This window comes from Streptomyces sp. NBC_00209, assembly GCF_045206345.1.
Taxonomy (GTDB): domain Bacteria; phylum Actinomycetota; class Actinomycetes; order Streptomycetales; family Streptomycetaceae; genus Streptomyces.
Window position 1 is genome coordinate 1,826,565 of sequence record NZ_CP108121.1, and the last position, 17,490, is coordinate 1,844,054.

13 protein-coding genes and 1 pseudogene are annotated in these 17,490 nt (G+C 72.3%); 5 read left to right on the forward strand and 9 right to left on the reverse strand.

What is annotated here, in order from left to right; translation table 11 throughout:
• Positions 1-33: 33 nt before the first annotated feature.
• Both OG867_RS07905 and OG867_RS07910 read left to right on the forward strand, forming a co-directional pair.
• Positions 34-297: pseudogene (locus OG867_RS07905) on the forward strand (hypothetical protein); the annotation flags it as partial.
• Between the two features lie 542 nt (positions 298-839).
• Complete coding sequence (locus OG867_RS07910; protein ID WP_328904469.1) at positions 840-1,820, forward strand: terpene synthase family protein; 981 nt, start codon at positions 840-842, stop codon at positions 1,818-1,820.
• Positions 1,821-2,013: 193 nt separating this feature from the next.
• On the opposite strand, the gene OG867_RS07915 is transcribed toward OG867_RS07910, so the two are convergent.
• The 5 genes from OG867_RS07915 to OG867_RS07935 all read right to left on the reverse strand — a co-directional run bounded on the left by OG867_RS07915 (position 2,014) and on the right by OG867_RS07935 (position 6,999).
• Positions 2,014-2,229 (reverse strand): EF-hand domain-containing protein, encoded by a 216-nt coding sequence (locus tag OG867_RS07915; protein ID WP_328902496.1) that lies wholly within the window; start codon positions 2,227-2,229, stop codon positions 2,014-2,016.
• A gap of 426 nt (positions 2,230-2,655) precedes the next feature.
• The gene (locus OG867_RS07920; RefSeq protein ID WP_026171446.1) at positions 2,656-3,171 is read right to left on the reverse strand and encodes an ATP-binding protein; all 516 of its coding nucleotides are present in this window, start codon (positions 3,169-3,171) and stop codon (positions 2,656-2,658) included.
• A gap of 274 nt (positions 3,172-3,445) precedes the next feature.
• Positions 3,446-4,213, reverse strand: a complete 768-nt coding sequence (locus OG867_RS07925) for an enoyl-CoA hydratase/isomerase family protein (protein WP_406283871.1) — start codon at positions 4,211-4,213, stop codon at positions 3,446-3,448.
• A 134-nt stretch (positions 4,214-4,347) separates the two neighbouring features.
• Positions 4,348-5,601: an Ig-like domain-containing protein gene (locus OG867_RS07930; RefSeq protein WP_406283873.1), complete on the reverse strand. Its 1,254-nt coding sequence runs from the start codon at positions 5,599-5,601 to the stop codon at positions 4,348-4,350.
• 177 nt (positions 5,602-5,778) lie between these two features.
• Complete coding sequence (locus OG867_RS07935) at positions 5,779-6,999, reverse strand: Ig-like domain-containing protein (protein ID WP_406283875.1); 1,221 nt, start codon at positions 6,997-6,999, stop codon at positions 5,779-5,781.
• Between the two features lie 152 nt (positions 7,000-7,151).
• Here OG867_RS07935 and glgX point away from each other — a divergent pair, with 152 nt between their 5' ends.
• Entirely contained in the window at positions 7,152-9,410 is a 2,259-nt protein-coding gene (glgX, locus tag OG867_RS07940; protein WP_406283877.1) for a glycogen debranching protein GlgX, read from the forward strand.
• 8 nt (positions 9,411-9,418) lie between these two features.
• Here glgX and OG867_RS07945 read toward each other — a convergent pair whose 3' ends face one another.
• The 4 genes from OG867_RS07945 to OG867_RS07960 are packed head-to-tail and all read right to left on the reverse strand — an operon-like array spanning position 9,419 to position 13,091.
• Positions 9,419-10,069, reverse strand: coding sequence for a response regulator (locus OG867_RS07945; RefSeq protein ID WP_406283879.1), 651 nt, complete (start codon positions 10,067-10,069; stop codon positions 9,419-9,421).
• Positions 10,070-10,092: 23 nt separating this feature from the next.
• On the reverse strand, positions 10,093-11,346 hold the full coding sequence (locus OG867_RS07950) for a sensor histidine kinase (RefSeq protein ID WP_328902490.1): 1,254 nt from the start codon (positions 11,344-11,346) through the stop codon (positions 10,093-10,095).
• 25 nt (positions 11,347-11,371) lie between these two features.
• Entirely contained in the window at positions 11,372-12,160 is a 789-nt protein-coding gene (locus OG867_RS07955) for an ABC transporter permease (protein ID WP_406283881.1), read from the reverse strand.
• A gap of 1 nt (position 12,161) precedes the next feature.
• Entirely contained in the window at positions 12,162-13,091 is a 930-nt protein-coding gene (locus tag OG867_RS07960) for an ABC transporter ATP-binding protein (protein WP_328902488.1), read from the reverse strand.
• A 169-nt stretch (positions 13,092-13,260) separates the two neighbouring features.
• Between OG867_RS07960 and OG867_RS07965 the strand changes: the two genes are divergently transcribed.
• Together OG867_RS07965 and OG867_RS07970 are read left to right on the forward strand one after the other, a co-directional pair.
• Positions 13,261-15,219, forward strand: coding sequence for an ABC transporter ATP-binding protein (locus tag OG867_RS07965; RefSeq protein ID WP_406283883.1), 1,959 nt, complete (start codon positions 13,261-13,263; stop codon positions 15,217-15,219).
• A complete protein-coding gene (locus tag OG867_RS07970; RefSeq protein ID WP_406283885.1) occupies positions 15,216-17,087 on the forward strand; it encodes an ABC transporter ATP-binding protein in 1,872 nt (623 codons plus the stop codon). Before OG867_RS07965 ends, OG867_RS07970 begins: the two co-directional genes overlap by 4 nt.
• Positions 17,088-17,490 lie beyond the last annotated feature (403 nt).

Sequence of the window (17,490 nt, forward strand, 5' to 3'; positions counted from 1 at the left end):
CCCGCACCGTCGTACGTCGTCGCCCGGCCGGGTCCTTCCGGCCTGCCCCCGGCCCCCTTCACCGGCGACGACTCCGTGCTGACGGACACGACGCTGCGGCAGACCGTCCACGTCTCGGCGGGCGGCGACCACGTACGGGACGGGGACCTGCCCGGCGCGACGACCACCGACCACTGGTACCTGCTCAGCGGGGTCGAGGTCTGGGCCCGGGGCGCCACGTCGGCGACGGCCGTGCTCGGGGACTCGCTGACGGACGGCCGGGGCTCCACGACCAACGGCAACGACCGCTGGCCGGACGTGCCCGGCCGGCCGGCTCCCCGGGCGGCCCAGGAGTGCACCAACTACTCACAACCGCGCAGGAGTTCGTGCCGATCACACATTTTCGGTCACCGACTCCTTCCCTCCCTCGCTCGCGGGGAGTTCACTGGACGTGACGAGTGGTGACGCGACAGCCGGGCACGTCAGACGGCGCGCTGCCCCGGTCCGCGCGGAGGAAAGAGGACAGTCATGCCGGCCGCCCCTTCCCCGGCACGCCCGCGGCGTGATCCGGCCGTGCGGGCCGCGTACGGCCGTCGGGAGGGGGCGGCCGGGTGTCCGGCGGTGACCGCCCGCCGCACCCGCCCCGGTCCATGGGCGGGGCGGGCTCCGTCCCGGCCGCTCCGCGACCCCACCGCGCTCCCGCCGTGCCGGTGCGGGCCGCTGCCGCACGGCCGGGCATGCGTCCGCCCCTCGTCGTCGCGCGTTCCGCGTGCGCGAATCCGTCTCGCGCATCCCCCTGCCCTGTTCTTATCGTCACGACGAGGTGCACCATGAGCAAGATCGCGCTTCCCGCATTCCACATGCCGTTCGAAAGTACGGGATGTCATCCGGGAGTTGAGAAGACGAAGAAGGCCGCCTGGGAATGGGCGGAGGCCAGTGAACTCGTCCTGTCCCCCGTGGCCGTGAAGAAAATGATCCGGACCCGCCCGGAACTCTGGATATCGCTGATATTCCCCCGGGCCTCGCAGAAGCATCTGGACCTGTTCTGCCAGTGGCTCTTCTGGGCCTTCCTGGTGGACGACGAGTTCGACGACGGCCCGGCCGGGCGCGACCCCCGGCTCTGCGAGAGCGCGATCGGGCGTCTGGTGGACGTCCTGGACGGGGTGCGGGCGCCCGTCGGCCGCATGGAGCACGCGCTGGACGAACTGCTCGCCCGGACCTGCGTGGAACGTCCGGCGCACTGGGTGCGGCAGTTCCGGCGGGACACGGCGGCCTGGCTGTGGACGTACTACGCGGAGGCCGTGGACCGGGCGGCGGGACATGTGCCGAGCACCGCCGACTTCGTGAAGCACCGCCGCGATTCCGTGGCGATGCAGCCGTTCCTGGACCTGCACGAGATCACCGCCGGAATCGACCTCCCGGAATCCGCCCGGAGCCTGCCCGCCTATATCGCGCTGCGCAATGCGGTGGCCGACCATTCCGGGCTCTGCAACGACATCTGCTCGTTCGAGAAGGAGGCGGTGCTCGGATACGAGCACAACACCGTCCGGCTGCTCCAGCGCGACCGGGGCTGCACGCTCCAGGAGGCGGTGGAGGAAGCCGGAATTCTGCTCGGCCGTATCGCCGACCGGGTGCAGCGGGCCGAGAAGGAACTCGTCCAGGAGATCGAGGCGGCGGGAATCGAGGGCCCCGCGCGCATCGCCCTGGAGCGCTGCGTCCTGGACTACCGGGGGCTCGTACGGGGGGACTTCGACTACCACGCCCGGGCCGAGCGCTACACCCGCCCGGAGCTGACGGAGATCGAGGAGGACGGCTCGATGTCCCGTAACTTCGCGGCCTGACGGGACGGAGCGGGGGCGGGCGGGGCGGTGACCGGGACCGGCGCGCGGGGCCGCGTCAGCGATTTCCGGACATTTCTCGCCGCGCCGCCCTCGCGCTCCCCGATCAGGGGCCGGGGAGGCCGCCGGTGGCCGGAACCAGTGGCCCCGGAGCCTGTCCCGGCTCCGCTCTCGTGCTGCTCGGCCCTCGTTCTGCTCAGCCCTTGTTCTGCGCGGCCCAGAACTCGTCGAACGTGAGGAGCCCGTCGCCGTTCGCGTCGTGGGAGTTGATCACGGCCTGCGCGACCGGCTCGCTGACGTACGGGTCGCCCAGCTGAGCCATGACGCTCTTGTACTCGGCGGCCGAGATCAGCCCGTCGCCGTTCAGGTCGTACCGCTCGAACGCCTTGCGCGCCGACTCGATGTCCGCCACTGTTCCGCCCCTTCGTATGACTGTCTGACGGGGCTCAGATTATCGGGCACCCCGGGCGGGCCGATGCGTGGGAGGGGCAGCGAACGGGCACGCCCTGTCCACATCGTGGACGATCAATGGATCATGTGCATGAACTCATGGATATTCATCGATTTCCAGGCACGTGACCCACCGCACCTGCGTTTCCTCAATGAAACGTCCACCTATGTAGCACTGTGCGAAGAATGCGGCTTTGGCTGGAGAGTCTTCCGTCTGTCATAGTCGGTGGCACGACCCCCATCGACCCGGGCCAGGTCGTCATGAGCGGCCGTGAACACACCCCCCATTTCACGGTCCCCCACAGAAGCCCCCGAGGCGCCGTACCACGGCCGACACGGGGGCTTCTGTCTGCCCGGGGGCGGCCCGCGGCGTCCGCGGAAGAGGCGGTCAGCGGTCGGAGATGCGCATCTCGAACCAGGTGGTCTTGCCCCGGGGTAAGAGGTCCACGCCCCAGCGGTCGGAGAGCTTGTCCACGAGCATGAGGCCGCGGCCGCTGATGTCCATCTCGCGGACCGGCATGAGGCACGGCAGCCCGCGCGAGGGGTCGCGCACCTCGATCCTGATCCAGCCGCGGCGGCGCAGCATGCGCAGTCCGAAGACCCGGGCGCCGGTGTGCCGCACGGCGTTCCCGACGAGCTCGGAGACGAGCAGGACGGCGTGTTCGGCGGCCTGCGAGGAGAGCGCCCACTGATGCAGGACGACGCACGAGGTGAGCCGGCGCGCGGTGGCCGCGGACTCCGGGCGGGAGGGCAGCCGGACTTCTTCCTCCGTCGGGTTTCCGAACAACTCCAGCGCTTTGAACGCCTGTTCGTCCTCGACGGCCGGCAATCTCCGTGCCGCTGTCGCGCTGCTGCGCGGTCGCGGCTGCTCCACACCCTCCAGGCCCGCCATGCACACCATCATGGCCGCACAGCGGGCCTTCCGGGGCCGTTCCGGGGGAATACGCGACCCGTAATCAGTCGTTCTCCGAGGGCTGTTTGGCATATGCCACCGGCACAACGCGACCGAAAACAGCCCGTCTGACCTGCGAAAACAGTCCATCTGGTCGGGTTCGCCGACGCTCCGGACGCGGTCGTTCTTAAGGTTGCCTTAAGGTTCCGCTAATCCGCCCGCACGGATGAACGCGCCCGTTTGCGTTCTCCACCGGCGTTCGGACGAGGCTTCAACCAGCTTGCGGTCAGAGGAATTTCGCCTTGCCCGGACCCTCCTCCACGAAGCTGCGCATTCCGCGTTCCCGGTCCTCCGTGGCGAACAGACCGGCGAACCAGGTCCGTTCGATCGTGAGGCCCGTGTCGATGTCCGTCTCCAGACCGGCGTCGACGGCCTCCTTGGCCGCGCGCAGCGCCAGGGCCGGCCCCTTCGCCAGCCTGGCCGCCCAGGCGTGCGCCTGCTCGTACACCTCGGCGGCGGGCACCACGCGGTCCACGAGCCCCATCGTCAGGGCCTCGTCCGCCCGGACCTGGCGGCCGGTGAAGATGAGGTCCTTGGCCTTGGCGGGGCCGACCAGCCGGGCGAGGCGCTGGGTGCCGCCGGCGCCCGGGATGAGGCCGAGCAGGATCTCCGGCTGGCCGAGCTTGGCGTTGTCCCCGGCGATGCGGAAGTCCGCGCAGAGGGCCAGCTCGCAGCCGCCGCCGAGCGCGTATCCGGTGACGGCCGCGACGACGGGCTTGGGGATGCGGGCGACGGCGGTGAAGGAGTCCTGGAGGGCCCTGGAGCGCAGCACCATGGCCGCGTGGTCCATCGCCTGCATCTCCTTGATGTCCGCGCCCGCCGCGAACACCTTCTCGCCGCCGTAGAGCACCACGGCGCGCACGTCGTCGCGCCGGGACGCCTCTTCGGCCAGCTCGCGCAGCCGGTCCTGGGTCGCCACGTCCAGGGCGTTCATCGGCGGGCGGTCCAGGCGGAGGGTGCCGACGCCGTCGCGTACTTCGAGGGTTACGGTCATGGGGTGCAGGTTAACCGGCGCTAACCTCGGGCGGCATGGGGCGGTAGCGGTGCGGTGCGTCACGGCGGACGCGGGCGGGCCCGGCACCGTGGATCTCGGTGCCGGGCCCGCCGGGGCGCGTGAAGGGCGTGGACCTACTTGGTCCACTCCGACCAGCTCATGTTCCAGCCGTTGAGGCCGTTGTCCGGGCTGATGGTCTTGTCGTGCGAGTTCTTCACGACGACGACGTCGCCGATGAGCGAGCTGTTGAAGAACCAGGACGCCGGCGTGGAGGAGCTGCCGCCGCCGCGCACGTCCTGGAGCCCGACGCAGCCGTGGCTGGTGTTGGCGTTGCCGAACACGCCCGGGCCGCCCCAGTAGTTGCCGTGGATGAAGGTGCCCGAGGTGGACAGGCGCATCGCGTGCGGCACGTCCTTGATGTCGTACTCGCCGCCGAAGCCGACGGTGTCGCCGTTCATCCGGGTCACCCGCAGCTTCTCGCTGATGACCATCTGGCCGTTGTACGTGGTGGTGGCCGGGGCGCCCGCCGAGATCGGGATGTCCTTGATCTGCTTGCCGTCCCGGACGACCTTCATCCGGTGCGACTTCGCGTCGACGGTGCTGACCTGGCTGCGGCCGATGGTGAAGGAGACCGTCTTGGCCTGCTTGCCGTAGACCCCGGGCCGGCCCTCGACGCCGTCGAGGTCGAGCTTCACGGTCACCTTGGTGCCGGCGGCCCAGTACTGCTCGGGCCGGAAGTCCAGGCGGTCGTTGCCGAACCAGTGGCCCTCGACGGGGACGGCGGGCTCGGCGGTCACCTTGACGGCCTTCTCGACGGCCTCCGGGTCGGTGATGCCCCGGGTGAAGTGGATGGAGACCGGCATGCCGACGCCGACCGTCGAGCCGTTCTCCGGGGTGTACTGGCCGATGAAGGTGTTCTTGGGGACGAGCGTGGTGAAGGAGGTGTCCTTCGCGGACTCACGGCCCTTGGCGTCCTTGGCCACCGCGTGGACCTTGTACTTGGTCGCCGATGCCAGGTGGTGGTCGGGCGCCCAGCTCGCGCCGTCGGTCGCGATCTTCCCCTCGACCTCGCCGCCCTTGGGGTCCGAGACCTTGACGACCGTCAGCTTCCCCTGGGCGGCGCTGATCTTCAGCGCGCCGCTCGTCGCGACGTCGTCAGTCCCGTCCTTGGGCGCGACGGTCACCACGGCCTGCGAGGCGCTGGTGTCCTGGTCCTTGACCCCGCCCGCCTTGCCGTCCGTGCCACCGCCTTCGGCGTCTCCCCCGCCGCATGCCGTCACCAGAAGCAACAGCGCACCCACCGCCAGGGCCGGCAGACCGGTGGCTCCCCGCAGCCGCCGCCTGCCGCCCGTCCCGGCCGATGTCCCCGATATCGGCTGCCCGTTCAATGTGGTCGTCTCCCCTCACACGGCCTGGCCCCGCCCAGGCCCGGGGAACCCGTGGGTTCCCGCCCCCGCGCACTGCATACGCGCGCTCAGCAGAGAGATAATCACACCGACTGTGGGCAGATCCTCTCGGAATTGTCACCGTTCCGTCCCAAGTGGCCCCGGACTTCCGCCGCCCCGCTAACGGAGCGCGGAACCCGCCCGCCACCGGCCCCAGTCCAGGTTCCAGCCGCCGAGTCCGTTGTCCGGTGCGACCGTCTTGTCCGGGGAGTTGACGACCTCGACGACGTCCCCGATGAGGGTGCGGTCGAAGAACCAGCCGGCCGGGGTCGAACCGCTGCCGCCCTGGACGTCCCGCAGCCCGATGCAGCCGTGGCTGACGTTGGTGGAGCCGAAGACGCTGTCGTCGGACCAGTAGTTGCCGTGGAGGAAGGTGCCGGACTTGGTCAGCCGGATGGCGTGCGGCACGTCCTTGATGTCGTACTCGCCGCCGAAGCCGACGGTCCGCCCGTCCATCCGCGTCACCTCGTGCATCTCGCTCACCACCATCTTCCCGTTGTACGTGGTGGTCGTCGGGGAGCCCGCGGTGACCGGGACCGTGGACACCAGCTGCCCGTCCCGGCGCACCTCCATCGTGTGCGCGGCGGAGTCCACCCGGGAGATCTGCTCCCGGCCCACCGTGAACCGCACGGTCTTGCGCTGGCTGCCGTACACCCCCGGCGCGCCCTCCACATCGGCCAGCCCGATGTCCACGGTGACCTCGGTGCCGGGCTGCCAGTACTCCTCGGGGCGGAAGTCCAGGCGGCTCTTCCCGAACCAGTGCCCGGCCACCGCCACCGGCGGATCGGCGGTCACCCGGATCGCCCGCTCCACCGCCGCCCGCCGGGTGACGGGGCGGTTGAACTCGAAGGAGACGATCATGCCGGTGCCCACGGTCGAGCGGTTCTCCGGCTTGAAGTAGCCGATGAAGCGGTCCTTGGGGACGGCCGTGGTGAAGGTGGTGTGCCGGGCCGCGCGGTGGCCGCCGCCGTCCACCGCGACCGCGTCGACGCTGTACTTGGCGGCGAGTCCGAGCCGCGCCCCCTTCGCCGGCGCCCAGGAGTGGCCGTCCTCGGCGATCCGGCCCGGCACCTCCTGCTCCTGCGCGTCCTCGATCCGCCGCACCCGGACGCTCTCCAGCCGGCCGTCCGGGACCTCCACCCCGACCCGGCTGTCCGCCCTGACGTCCTCGGCCCGGTCGGCGGGCGTGACCCGGATGGCCTCCTGCGGCTTCCCCTTCCCGCCGATGAACGAACCGGCGCCCGAACAGCCCGTCAGCACGGCCAGCAGCGCCAGTACGGCGAGCAGACCCCGCCCGAGCGGGGCGGTGCGCGTCCCTGCCTTCTTCGCTACGTGAGTCATGTCCCCCCAACGACGGGGGCCGGTCGGGGGAAACGTGAGTGCGGGCCGCCCGGTGGGCAGAACACAGGGGACGGCCGCACTCGGGGAGCCGCGGCCGGGATGCCGCACACCCCCTTCCGGTGCCGGTCCCACGAGCCGCGGGAGGCGAGAAGGTGTCGAGCGCAGCCGAGCAGGAAGCAGCACCGAAGACGGACGCGAGGACGGCGGCCGGGATCACCGGGGCCGTGGCGGAGGCGGTCGCCGCCGGGGCGCCCGGACCGCGCCCGCCGGTGGTGTGGCCGGGGGCGCCGATGCCGCTCGGTGCCCGCTACAGGACCGGCCCCGACGGGGTGGCGGGCACCAATTTCGCGCTGTGGGCGGGCGGCGCGGAGGCCGTCGAGCTGTGCCTCTTCGAGGAGGACGGCACGGAGACGCGGCTCCCGCTGACCGAGCTCACCCACGAGGTCTGGCACGGCTTCGTCCCCGGGGTGCGGCCCGGCCGGAGGTACGGATACCGGGTGCACGGCCGGTGGGACCCGTGGACGGGTGCCCGGTGGAATCCGGCGAAGCTGCTGCTCGATCCGTACGCCCGGGCCGTCGACGGCGAATTCACCCTTCCGGCCGAGGTGTACGGCCATGTGAGGGACTGGCCCGACCAGCGGTTCGCGGACACCGTGCGGGACGAACGGGACTCCGCCCCGTACGTTCCGAAGGGGGTCGTCGTCCACGATGACGACGACTGGGCCGACGACCGCAGGCCGAAGACGCCGTGGGCGGACTCCGTCATCTACGAGCTGCACGTGAAGGGCTTCACCCGGCGCCACCCCGGCATCCCGGAGGAGCTGCGCGGCACCTACGCCGGGCTCGCCCACCCGGCGGCGGTCGGGCATCTGAAGGACCTCGGGGTGACGGCGGTGGAGCTGCTGCCGGTCCACCAGTTCGCGCACGAGGACCATCTGCTGCGGCGCGGGCTGAGCAACTTCTGGGGCTACAACTCCATCGGCTACTTCGCCCCGCACGCCGGCTACTCGGCGAGCGGCACGGCGGGCGGGCAGGTCGGGGAGTTCAAGCGGATGGTGCGCGCGCTGCACGACGCGGGCATCGAGGTCATCCTCGACGTCGTCTACAACCACACCGCGGAGGCGGGCGAGCTGGGCCCGATGCTGTCGCTGCGCGGCATCGACAACCGGGGCTACTACCGCCTCCAGGGCGACGCCCGCCGGTACGCGGACTACACGGGCTGCGGCAACACCCTGCACGTCGTCCAGCCGAACGTGCTGAGGCTCATCACGGACTCGCTGCGGTACTGGGTGACCGAGATGGGCGTGGACGGCTTCCGCTTCGACCTCGCGGCGGCGCTCGCCCGCTCCATGCACGACGTGGACATGCTCTCCCCGTTCCTCGCGGTGATCGCCCAGGACCCGGTGCTGCGCCGGGTCAAGCTCATCGCCGAGCCCTGGGACGTCGGCAACGGCGGCTACCAGGTGGGGGCGTTCCCGCCGCTGTGGACCGAGTGGAACGACCACTACCGGGACGCCGTACGGGACTTCTGGCGCGGCGCGCTGCCCGACGTACGGGATCTCGGCTACCGGCTGACCGGGTCGAGCGACCTGTACGCGTGGGGCGGGCGCCGCCCGTACGCCTCGGTCAACTTCGTGACCGCGCACGACGGGTTCACCCTGCGCGACCTGGTGAGCTACCAGGAGAAGCACAACGAGGCCAACGGCGAGGACAACCGGGACGGCACCTCCGACAACCGGGCCTGGAACTGCGGCGCCGAGGGCGAGACGGACGACGCGGACGTCAACGCGCTGCGCCGCCGACAGCTGCGCAACCTGCTCACCACGCTGCTCCTGTCGACCGGGGTGCCGATGCTGGTCGCGGGCGACGAGATGGGGCGTACGCAGGGCGGCAACAACAACGCGTACTGCCAGGACAACGAGACCGGCTGGGTGGACTGGTCGCTGCTGGACCAGCCGGAGTGGCGGGAGCTGGCCGCGCTGACCGCGCGGGTGCTCGCGCTGCGCCACCGCCATCCGGTGCTGCGGCGGCGGGCGTTCTTCTCCGGGCGGCCGCAGGCCCCGGACGGGCTGCGGGACCTGGCGTGGTTCACCGGTGCGGGCACGGAGATGACCGAGGCCGACTGGTACGCGCCGGCCGCGACGGTCGGGCTCTACCTCTCCGGCCGGGACATCCCCGGGCGGGACGCGCACGGTGAGCAGGTGACCGACGACAGCTTCCTGGCCGTCCTGCACGCGGGCCACGAACCGGCAGACTTCCTGCTGCCGGGCCCGCCGTGGGCCCAGGCGTACGAACTGGTCCTGGACACCTCGCGCGAGGACCAGGCCGGACCCCCCGGCACGGTGCACGGGGGTGGCGAGCGGCTGACGGTGCCGGAGCGGTCGGTGCTGCTGCTGCGCGTACGGGAGTGAGGGACCCCCTAGCCGAGGATGCCCCGGTCGTAGCCGGTGGCCACGGCGGCGGCGCGGTCCTTGACGCCCAGCTTGGCGAAGAGGTGGGTGAGGTGGGTCTTCACGGTGGCCTCGCTGATGAACAGCTCGGCCGCGATCTCCCGGTTGGAGGTGCCCCGGGCGACGAGCGTCAGCACCTCGCGCTCGCGGGCGGACAGCGTGTCGTTGCCGGGGGCGGCCGGGGCGCGGACCGCCGAGACGAGCCGGGACGCCACGGCCGGGGAGAGGACGGTCCGGCCCTCGGCGGCGGCCCGGACGGCGGTGAACAGCTCCTCGCGGGGCGCGTCCTTGAGGAGGTAGCCGGTCGCGCCCGCCTCGATCGCGGGGAGGGTGTCGGAGTCGGTGTCGTACGTGGTGAGGACGAGGACCTTGGAGCGGGCGCCGCGCCGGGTCAGCTCGGTGATCGCGGCGACCCCGCCGCCGCCCGGCATGCGCAGGTCCATGAGCACCACGTCGGGGTCGAGCCGGGCGGCCATCTCGACGCCCTCCACCCCGTCGGCCGCCTCGCCGAGCACCCGGAACTCCGGTGCGGAGGCGAACATCCCGCGCAGCCCGTCCCGTACGACGGGGTGGTCGTCGACGACGATCAGGGTGATGACGCGCGCGGGTTCCCGGTCCATGGCGCCCACGGTACGGGACGGCTTCAGGCGTGCGGCACCAGCGGGACGCGGGCGCTGACCGCCGTGCCGAGGCCGGGTCCGGTCTCCACCTCGACGGTGCCCGCGATGCGTTCGGCGCGCGAGCGCATGCCGCCGAGGCCGAATCCGCCGGCGCCCCGGTACGGGGGCAGCGCGGCCGGGTCGAAGCCTCGGCCGTCGTCGCGGACGTCGAGCGTGATCTCGTCGCCCATGTACGACAGGGTGACCCCGGCCCGGGACGCCTCCGCGTGCCGGCCCGCGTTGGCCAGGGCCTCCTCGGCTATGCGGAGCAGGGTGGCGCCGACCTCGTCGTGCAGGGGTGCGACGGTGCCGGTGACGGTGAACTCGGCGCGCACCCCCGTACGTTGGGACCAGAGGGCGACGGTCTTCCTGAGCGCGCCGGGCAGGTCGTCGTGTTCGAGGGCGGCCGGCAGCAGGTTGTGCACCGAGCGACGGGCCTCGCCGAGGCTGTGCCGGGCGAGGGCGGCGGCCCGTACGAGGTGTTCGCGGGCGAGGTCCGGGTCGGTTTCGCCGGTGGAGGCGGCGGCCTGGAGCTGGGCGATGATGCCGGTGAGGCCCTGCGCGATGGTGTCGTGGATCTCGGCGGCCAGCCGGCTCCGCTCGTCGGCCCCTCCGGCCTCGCGGGCCTGGACGAGGAGCTGGGCGTGCAGCCCGGCGTTCTCCGCGAGGGCCTGTTCCAGGCGGGCGTTGGCGGTCTCCAGGGCGGTGATGGTCGCGTTCCTGGACCGGTCCTGGTCGGCCTCCCGCTCCCCGATCTGGGCGAAGACCATGGTGAGGGTGGCGTGCACGGCGAGGACGACGCCGAAGACGATCCAGTTCATCAGGGTGGCGGGCGGCAGGGGGCTGCCGCTCTGCGCGCCCGCCATGATGACCGCGACCGCCAGCAGCCCGGGCCGGAAGGCGCGTCGCGGGAGGACCCGGCCGGCGTCGAAGTAGCCGAACACCGCGTAGATGGAGAAGAACGGGTTGCACCAGGTGAGCCCGAAGGCGAGCAGGGTGCGGGCGGTGAAGTAGCAGACGCTCGCCCTCGGTCCGGCGCCGGACGCGGTGCGGGACCACCACAACTGGACGCCGAGCGCCGCCGGGAGGAGCACCGCGGCGGCGCGCTCGTCGGCCGGGGACATGACGAGGTTCCGGGAGACGGCCGAGACGACGGTGGCCAGGCCGAGCAGCCCGTAGGGGCCGTAGCGGAAGAACCGCCCCCACCACTGCTCGGCCGTCGTGACGTGTGCGCTCATACGGGAAAGTCTCCCCCGGCCCCGGCTACTGCCACCGGAACGTGCGGATCGCGGTCCAGCCGGCCGCGAGGGCCCAGGCGGCGACCGCGCCGAGGTAGGACCAGCCGGGCCAGTCGCCCCGGGCGGCCTGGTCCAGGGCCTGGGACGCGGCGCCGAAGGGGGTGGCCTGGACGATGCGGCGCAGTGCGTCGGGCATGGCCTGGACGGGGACCCAGACGCCCGCCGTGAACATCATGGAGAAGTAGACCAGCGAGCCCGCGGTGGCGGCCATCTTCGTCGTACGCGAGAGGGCGCAGACCAGCGAGCCGATGGCGAGGACGCAGCCGACCGCGAGCAGCAGCGCCACCAGATAGCCGAACGGCTGCTCCGGCAGCCGCACCCCGTAGGCGACCCGGCCCACGACGACGACCAGCAGGGCGGAGACGAGAGCGGCCGCTCCGTGCAGCGCGATCTGCGCGCCGAGCAGGGCTGAGGGCCGTACCGGTGTGGTGGACATGCGGCGCAGGATGCCGCGTTCGCGGTAGCCGGTGAGGACGGGCGGCATCGCCTGGAGCCCGGACATGATCAGGGCGAGCAGCACCGCGACGGGCACGTACAGATCGATGACGCGCCGACCGCCGAGCCCGTCGTCGTGCGCCCGGAAGGAGGGGACGAAGCCGAGGATCGTCAGGAGCACGGTCGGGAAGACCACGATCCAGAACAGGCTGCCCGGTTCGCGCAGGAAGAGCCGGGTCTCCGCCCTGAGGACGGCGAGCGTCGCGCCCGGGACGGCGGTCCGGGGCGCGGGGGCGGTGGGTGCGGTGTGCGTGGCCATCTCAGGCTGCCCGTTCTGTGCGGCCGGGCCCGTCGGCGGGGCCGGTGAGGTCGAGGAAGGCGTCGTCCAGGGTGGCTTCGGAGACGCGCAGGCGGTGGGCGGTGACGCGGAGCCGGGCCAGCAGCGAGATCACGGCGTTGACGGTCTCGTCGGTGCCGTTGACGACGACCCGGCCGCCCTCGGTCTCGTACGACACCGCGCCGGGCAGGGCCGCGAGTTCGGCCTCGGGCAGCGGTGCGGAGGGCGTGAAGGAGATGACGGTGGAGCCGTCGGCGCCGGCGACGAGACCGGCCGGGGTGTCGAGCGCGACGACGCGCCCCTGGTCGATGACGGCGATGCGGTCGCAGAGGCGCTGGGCCTCCTCCATGAAGTGGGTGACGAGCACGACGGTGACGCCGCCGCTCCGGATGTCCTCGATCAGCTGCCAGGTGTCGCGCCGGGCCCGCGGGTCGAGGCCGGTCGTCAGCTCGTCCAGGATGACCACGCGGGGCCGGCCGACGAGGGCGAGCGCGATCGACAGCCGCTGCTTCTGGCCGCCGGAGAGCCGGTGGAAGCGGGTGTCCAGCTTGCCGTCCAGGCCGAGCCGTTCGGCGAGCGGGCGCCAGTCGGCGGGCCGGGGATAGAAGGCGCTGTACAGGTCCAGGGCCTCGCGTACGGTGATCTTGGCCTGGAGTTCGCTCTCCTGGAGCTGGGTGCCGAGCAGTCCGGTCACCCGGTCGCGGTCGGCGACCGGGTCGAGCCCGGCGACCCGGACGGTGCCCGCGTCGGGGACCCGCAGGCCCGCGACGCACTCGACGGTGGTGGTCTTGCCCGCGCCGTTGGGGCCGAGGATCCCGAAGATCTCCCCCTCGTCGACGGCGAAGGTGACGCCGTCGACCACGGGGCGGCCGGCGTAGGACTTGCGCACCCCGTTCGCTTCGATGATTGCCATGCCAGCGAGCATCCGCCCGCCGGGCCCGCCCCGGTATCGGCCATCGCGCTCGAACCGGCATCGGCCGATCGGTTGATGCCCCGTACGACCCCTGGGGGTCCGTCCCGGTGCCCGGTCGCGGGATAAAACCGCAGGACCGATATCCGGACGGACCGTAGGCTCCTCCCTGATGCACCAGGAACATGTAGAACCCAAGGACCGGTCGGCCGTGCGCTCGCTGTTGCGGCTGTGGCCGTATGTGAAGCCGGTACGGGCACGGCTCCTCGGGGCCGCCCTGGTGGGGATCGTCGCCTCCTGTCTGGGCCTGGTGATCCCGCTCGTCCTGAAGTGGATCGTGGACGGCCCGGTCGCGGACGCGGACCCGGGCGGGGTCTGGCTCGGCGCGCTGTACCTGCTGCTCCTGGGCATCGCCGAGGCGTTGCTGTTCGGGGTGCGGCGGTGGCTGGTGGCGCGTCCGCTGGCCGGGGTCGAGGCGTCGATGCGGGCCGGCCTGTACCGGCACCTGCAACGGCTGCCGGTGGCCTTCCACGACCGCTGGCCGTCGGGGCAGTTGCTCTCGCGCGGGACGACCGACCTGATGATGGTCCGGATGTTCCTGGCCTTCCCGCTGACCTTCCTGCTGGTCAACGCGACCACGATCCTCGTCGGCTTCGTGGTCCTGCTGTTCCAGGAGTGGACGCTCGGCCTGGTGCTGCTCGCCCCGGTCGTCCCGCTCGTGATCATCTGCTCGGCCTTCGAGGCGAAGTACTCCAAGGTCGCGCGCCGCGCTCAGGACCAGGTCGGCGACCTGACCACGGTGGTCGAGGAGAGCGTGCTCGGCATCCGCATCATCAAGGGCTTCGGACGCCACCGCAGCCAGTCCGACGCCTTCCGGGCGCTCGCCGGGGAACTGCGCACCACGGAGCTGGTCAAGGCCCGGCTGCTCGCCCGGATCTGGACCCTCATCACGACGCTCCCCGAACTCGCCATCGGTGCCGCCCTGGTGTTCGGCACGATCGAGGTCGCCGACGGTGACCTGTCCGCGGGCACCCTGGTCGCCTTTCTGTCCACGGCCCTCGCGCTGCGCTGGCCCGTCGAGTCGATCGGCTTCCTGCTGGCGATGAGCCAGGAGGCGGCGACGGCGACCGAGCGGTACTTCGAGGTGATGGACGCCGCCGAGGAGGAGGACGCCGGGCAGGCGGCCGCCACCGGGGCCCGCGAGGCGGGCGGGATGGTCTTCGAGGGTGTCGCGTTCCGCTATCCGGACGCGGAGGAGGGCTCGGCGCCCGTGCTGGCCGGGATCGATCTGCACATCCGGCCCGGCGAGACGATGGCCCTCGTCGGCGCGACGGGGTCCGGCAAGACCACGCTCACCTCGCTGGTGCCCCGGCTGTACGAGGCGACGGCCGGGCGGATCACCCTGGACGGCGAGGACATCTCCGCCATGCCGCGCGCCCGGCTGCGGGAGCTGGTGTCGGTGGCGTTCGAGGAGCCGACCCTCTTCTCGGCGAGCGTCGGCGAGAACGTCCTGATGGGCGACGGGACGGCCGGCGAGGAGGAGTTGCTGCGGGCGCTCTCGGTCGCCCAGGCCGGTTTCGTCCACGAGCTGCCGCAGGGCATCGGCACGGAGGTCGGCGAGCAGGGCCTGAGCCTCTCCGGCGGCCAGCGCCAGCGCCTCGCCCTGGCCCGGGCGGTGGTGGGCCGGCCGCGCTTCCTGGTCCTCGACGACCCGCTCTCCGCGCTCGACGTGCACACGGAGGCCCTGGTGGAGGCGGCGCTCCGGCAGGTCCTGTCGGAGACCACGGCGGTGGTGGTCGCGCACCGCCCGTCGACCGTGATGCTCGCGGACCGGGTGGCGCTGCTGTCCGGGGGCCGGATCAGCGCGGTCGGCACCCATCAGGAACTCCTGCGCACCAACGCGGAGTACGCGTGGCTGATGTCGGGCGCGGGGGCTTGGGGCGACGCGGGCACGGGGTCCGGCGCGGAGGCGCAGCCCGTACCGCTGGCGAAGCCCGGCGCGGAGGCGCCACCCGTACCGCAAGCGCAACCCGTACCGGATCCCGGCCGGAAGGCGCAGCCCGCGCCCGGTACCGATCCCACCGAAACCCTGGGCGCGAAGGCCCCTGCCGAGGAGGGCAGCACCCGATGAGCAGCACGACGACCGGACGGCCCGCCGAGCCCGGTGGCGAGGAGGACGAGCGGCCGCCCGCCCCCGACGCGGCACCCGGGGACCCCTTCGACCGCGACGACCTGCCGACCCCGCCCGGCGCCACCGGGCAGCTGCTCGCCTCGCTGCTGCGGCCGATGCGGGGGCGGGTGGCCGCGTCCGCCCTGGCCATCCTGTTGCAGCAGGCCGCGGTGCAGGCCGGGCCGCTGCTGGTGGCGTACGCGATCGACAGCGGGGTGCCCGCCTTCCGCGACGACGACTACGGGCCGCTGATCGCCGTCGCGCTGGGCTACGCGCTCTGCGCGGTGGTCTCGGGCGCCCTGCAGTACGCGTTCATCCAGCTGTCGGCGCGGGTCAGCCAGAACGTCCTGCTCGACCTGCGCGGCCGGATCTTCCGCCATGCGCAGGCGCTGAGCGTGGACTTCCACGAGCGGTACACCTCGGGCCGGCTGATCTCGCGGTCCACGACCGACCTGGAGTCGCTGCGGGAGCTGCTGGACGAGGGGCTCCAGGAGCTGATCCACATCGTCCTGTCGTTCGCGTCCATCGCCGTGGTGCTGCTCTGGCTGGACCTGGCGACGGGCGCGGCGGCAGTGGCGTCCTTCCTGCCGCTGTATCTGCTGGTGCGGCTCTACCGGAAGCGCTCCTCGGTGCTCTTCGCGGCCCGTTCGACGGCGATCGCGTCGGTCGTCGTGAAGTTCGCGGAGACCATGAACGGCATCCGGCCCGTCCAGGCGTTCCGCCGCGAGCCGGTGAACGACGCGGCGTTCCTGGAGCTGAACACGCGTCACCGGTCTGCCAACGGCGCCGCGATGCTGGAGAACGCCCGGTACGTCGTCGGCTCGCGGCTCGTCGCCAACACCGCGGTGGCCGGAATCGTGCTGTGGGGCGCCTACCGCGTGGCGGACGGCGGTCTCGCGCTGGGGGTGCTGGCCGCGGTGGTGCTCTATCTGCGGCGGCTGTACGACCCGATCGACCGGCTCAGCATGTTCCTCAACTCCTTCGAGTCCGCGGCGGCCTCGCTGGCGAAGATCGCCGGGCTGCTGGCCCAGGCGCCGACGGTCCCGGAGGCGCTGGAACCCGTCGAGCTGCCCGTCCGGGCCGGGGGCCGGCCGGGCCGCGAGGTGGTCTTCGACGGGGTGGGCTTCGGATACCGGACGGGCGGCGAGGTGCTGCCCCCGTTCGACCTGACGATCCCGGCGGGGCAGACGGTGGCCGTGGTCGGCTCCACGGGGGCCGGCAAGTCGACGCTCGCCAAGCTGCTGGCCCGGTTCTACGACCCGAGCGCGGGCCGGGTCCTGCTGGACGGCACCGACCTGCGCGACCTGGCCACGCGCGAGCTGCGGCGCGGGGTGGTGATGGTGACCCAGGAGGCGTTCCTGTTCTCCGGGACAGTCGCGGAGAACATCGCGATCGGCCGCCCGGAGGCGGGCCGGGAGGAGATCGAGCGGGCCGCGAAGGCGATCGGCGCCCATGACTTCATCACCGGTCTGCCCGACGGCTACGACACAGATGTACGCAAGCGGGGCGGCCGGATCTCGGCGGGCCAGCGGCAGTTGGTGGCGTTCGCCCGGGCGCTGCTGGCCGACCCGGCGGTGCTGATCCTCGACGAGGCGACCAGTTCGCTGGACATCCCCGGTGAACGCGCGGTGCAGCAGGCGATGGACACGGTGCTGCACGGCCGCACCGCGGTGGTCATCGCGCACCGCCTCTCGACCGTGGAGGTCGCGGACCGGGTGCTCGTGATGGAGCGCGGGCGGATCGTGGAGGACGGCACCCCGGCCGAACTCATCGCGGGCTCGGGCCGCTTCGCAGGGCTGCACCGCGCCTGGCGGGAGAGCCTGGCCTGACGGCCCGCTGCCGCCCCGGCCGTCCGCCCCTTTTGTCATGGAGGCGGCCGGCCGGGGCACTCGACGCAGGCCCCAGATCGCGCCACGCCCCCGCACCGTCTCGACAGGTGGGAACTTCCCGCTTGTTCACCTGCGCGTCGCACTCCGCCCTTCCGCCCGCAACCATGACGCGCCCTGCGCTTTCGGGCCGTGCGAGCCCTCGGGGCGCCCCTCGGCGTTCCCGCGCGGCCATCCGCGAAACGTCCGCTTAACGAACACGCATCTTCCGGCAACGAACGAATTCCGGCCAAGTTGTTGACGCGGTCCTGACAGAGATGGCCGACTCCTGACACTCTTCACCCCGTTCCGCGCTCTGCTTGCTCTGCCCGGACGGCTCACCCAGCCGCCGGTACCCCCCTCGCAG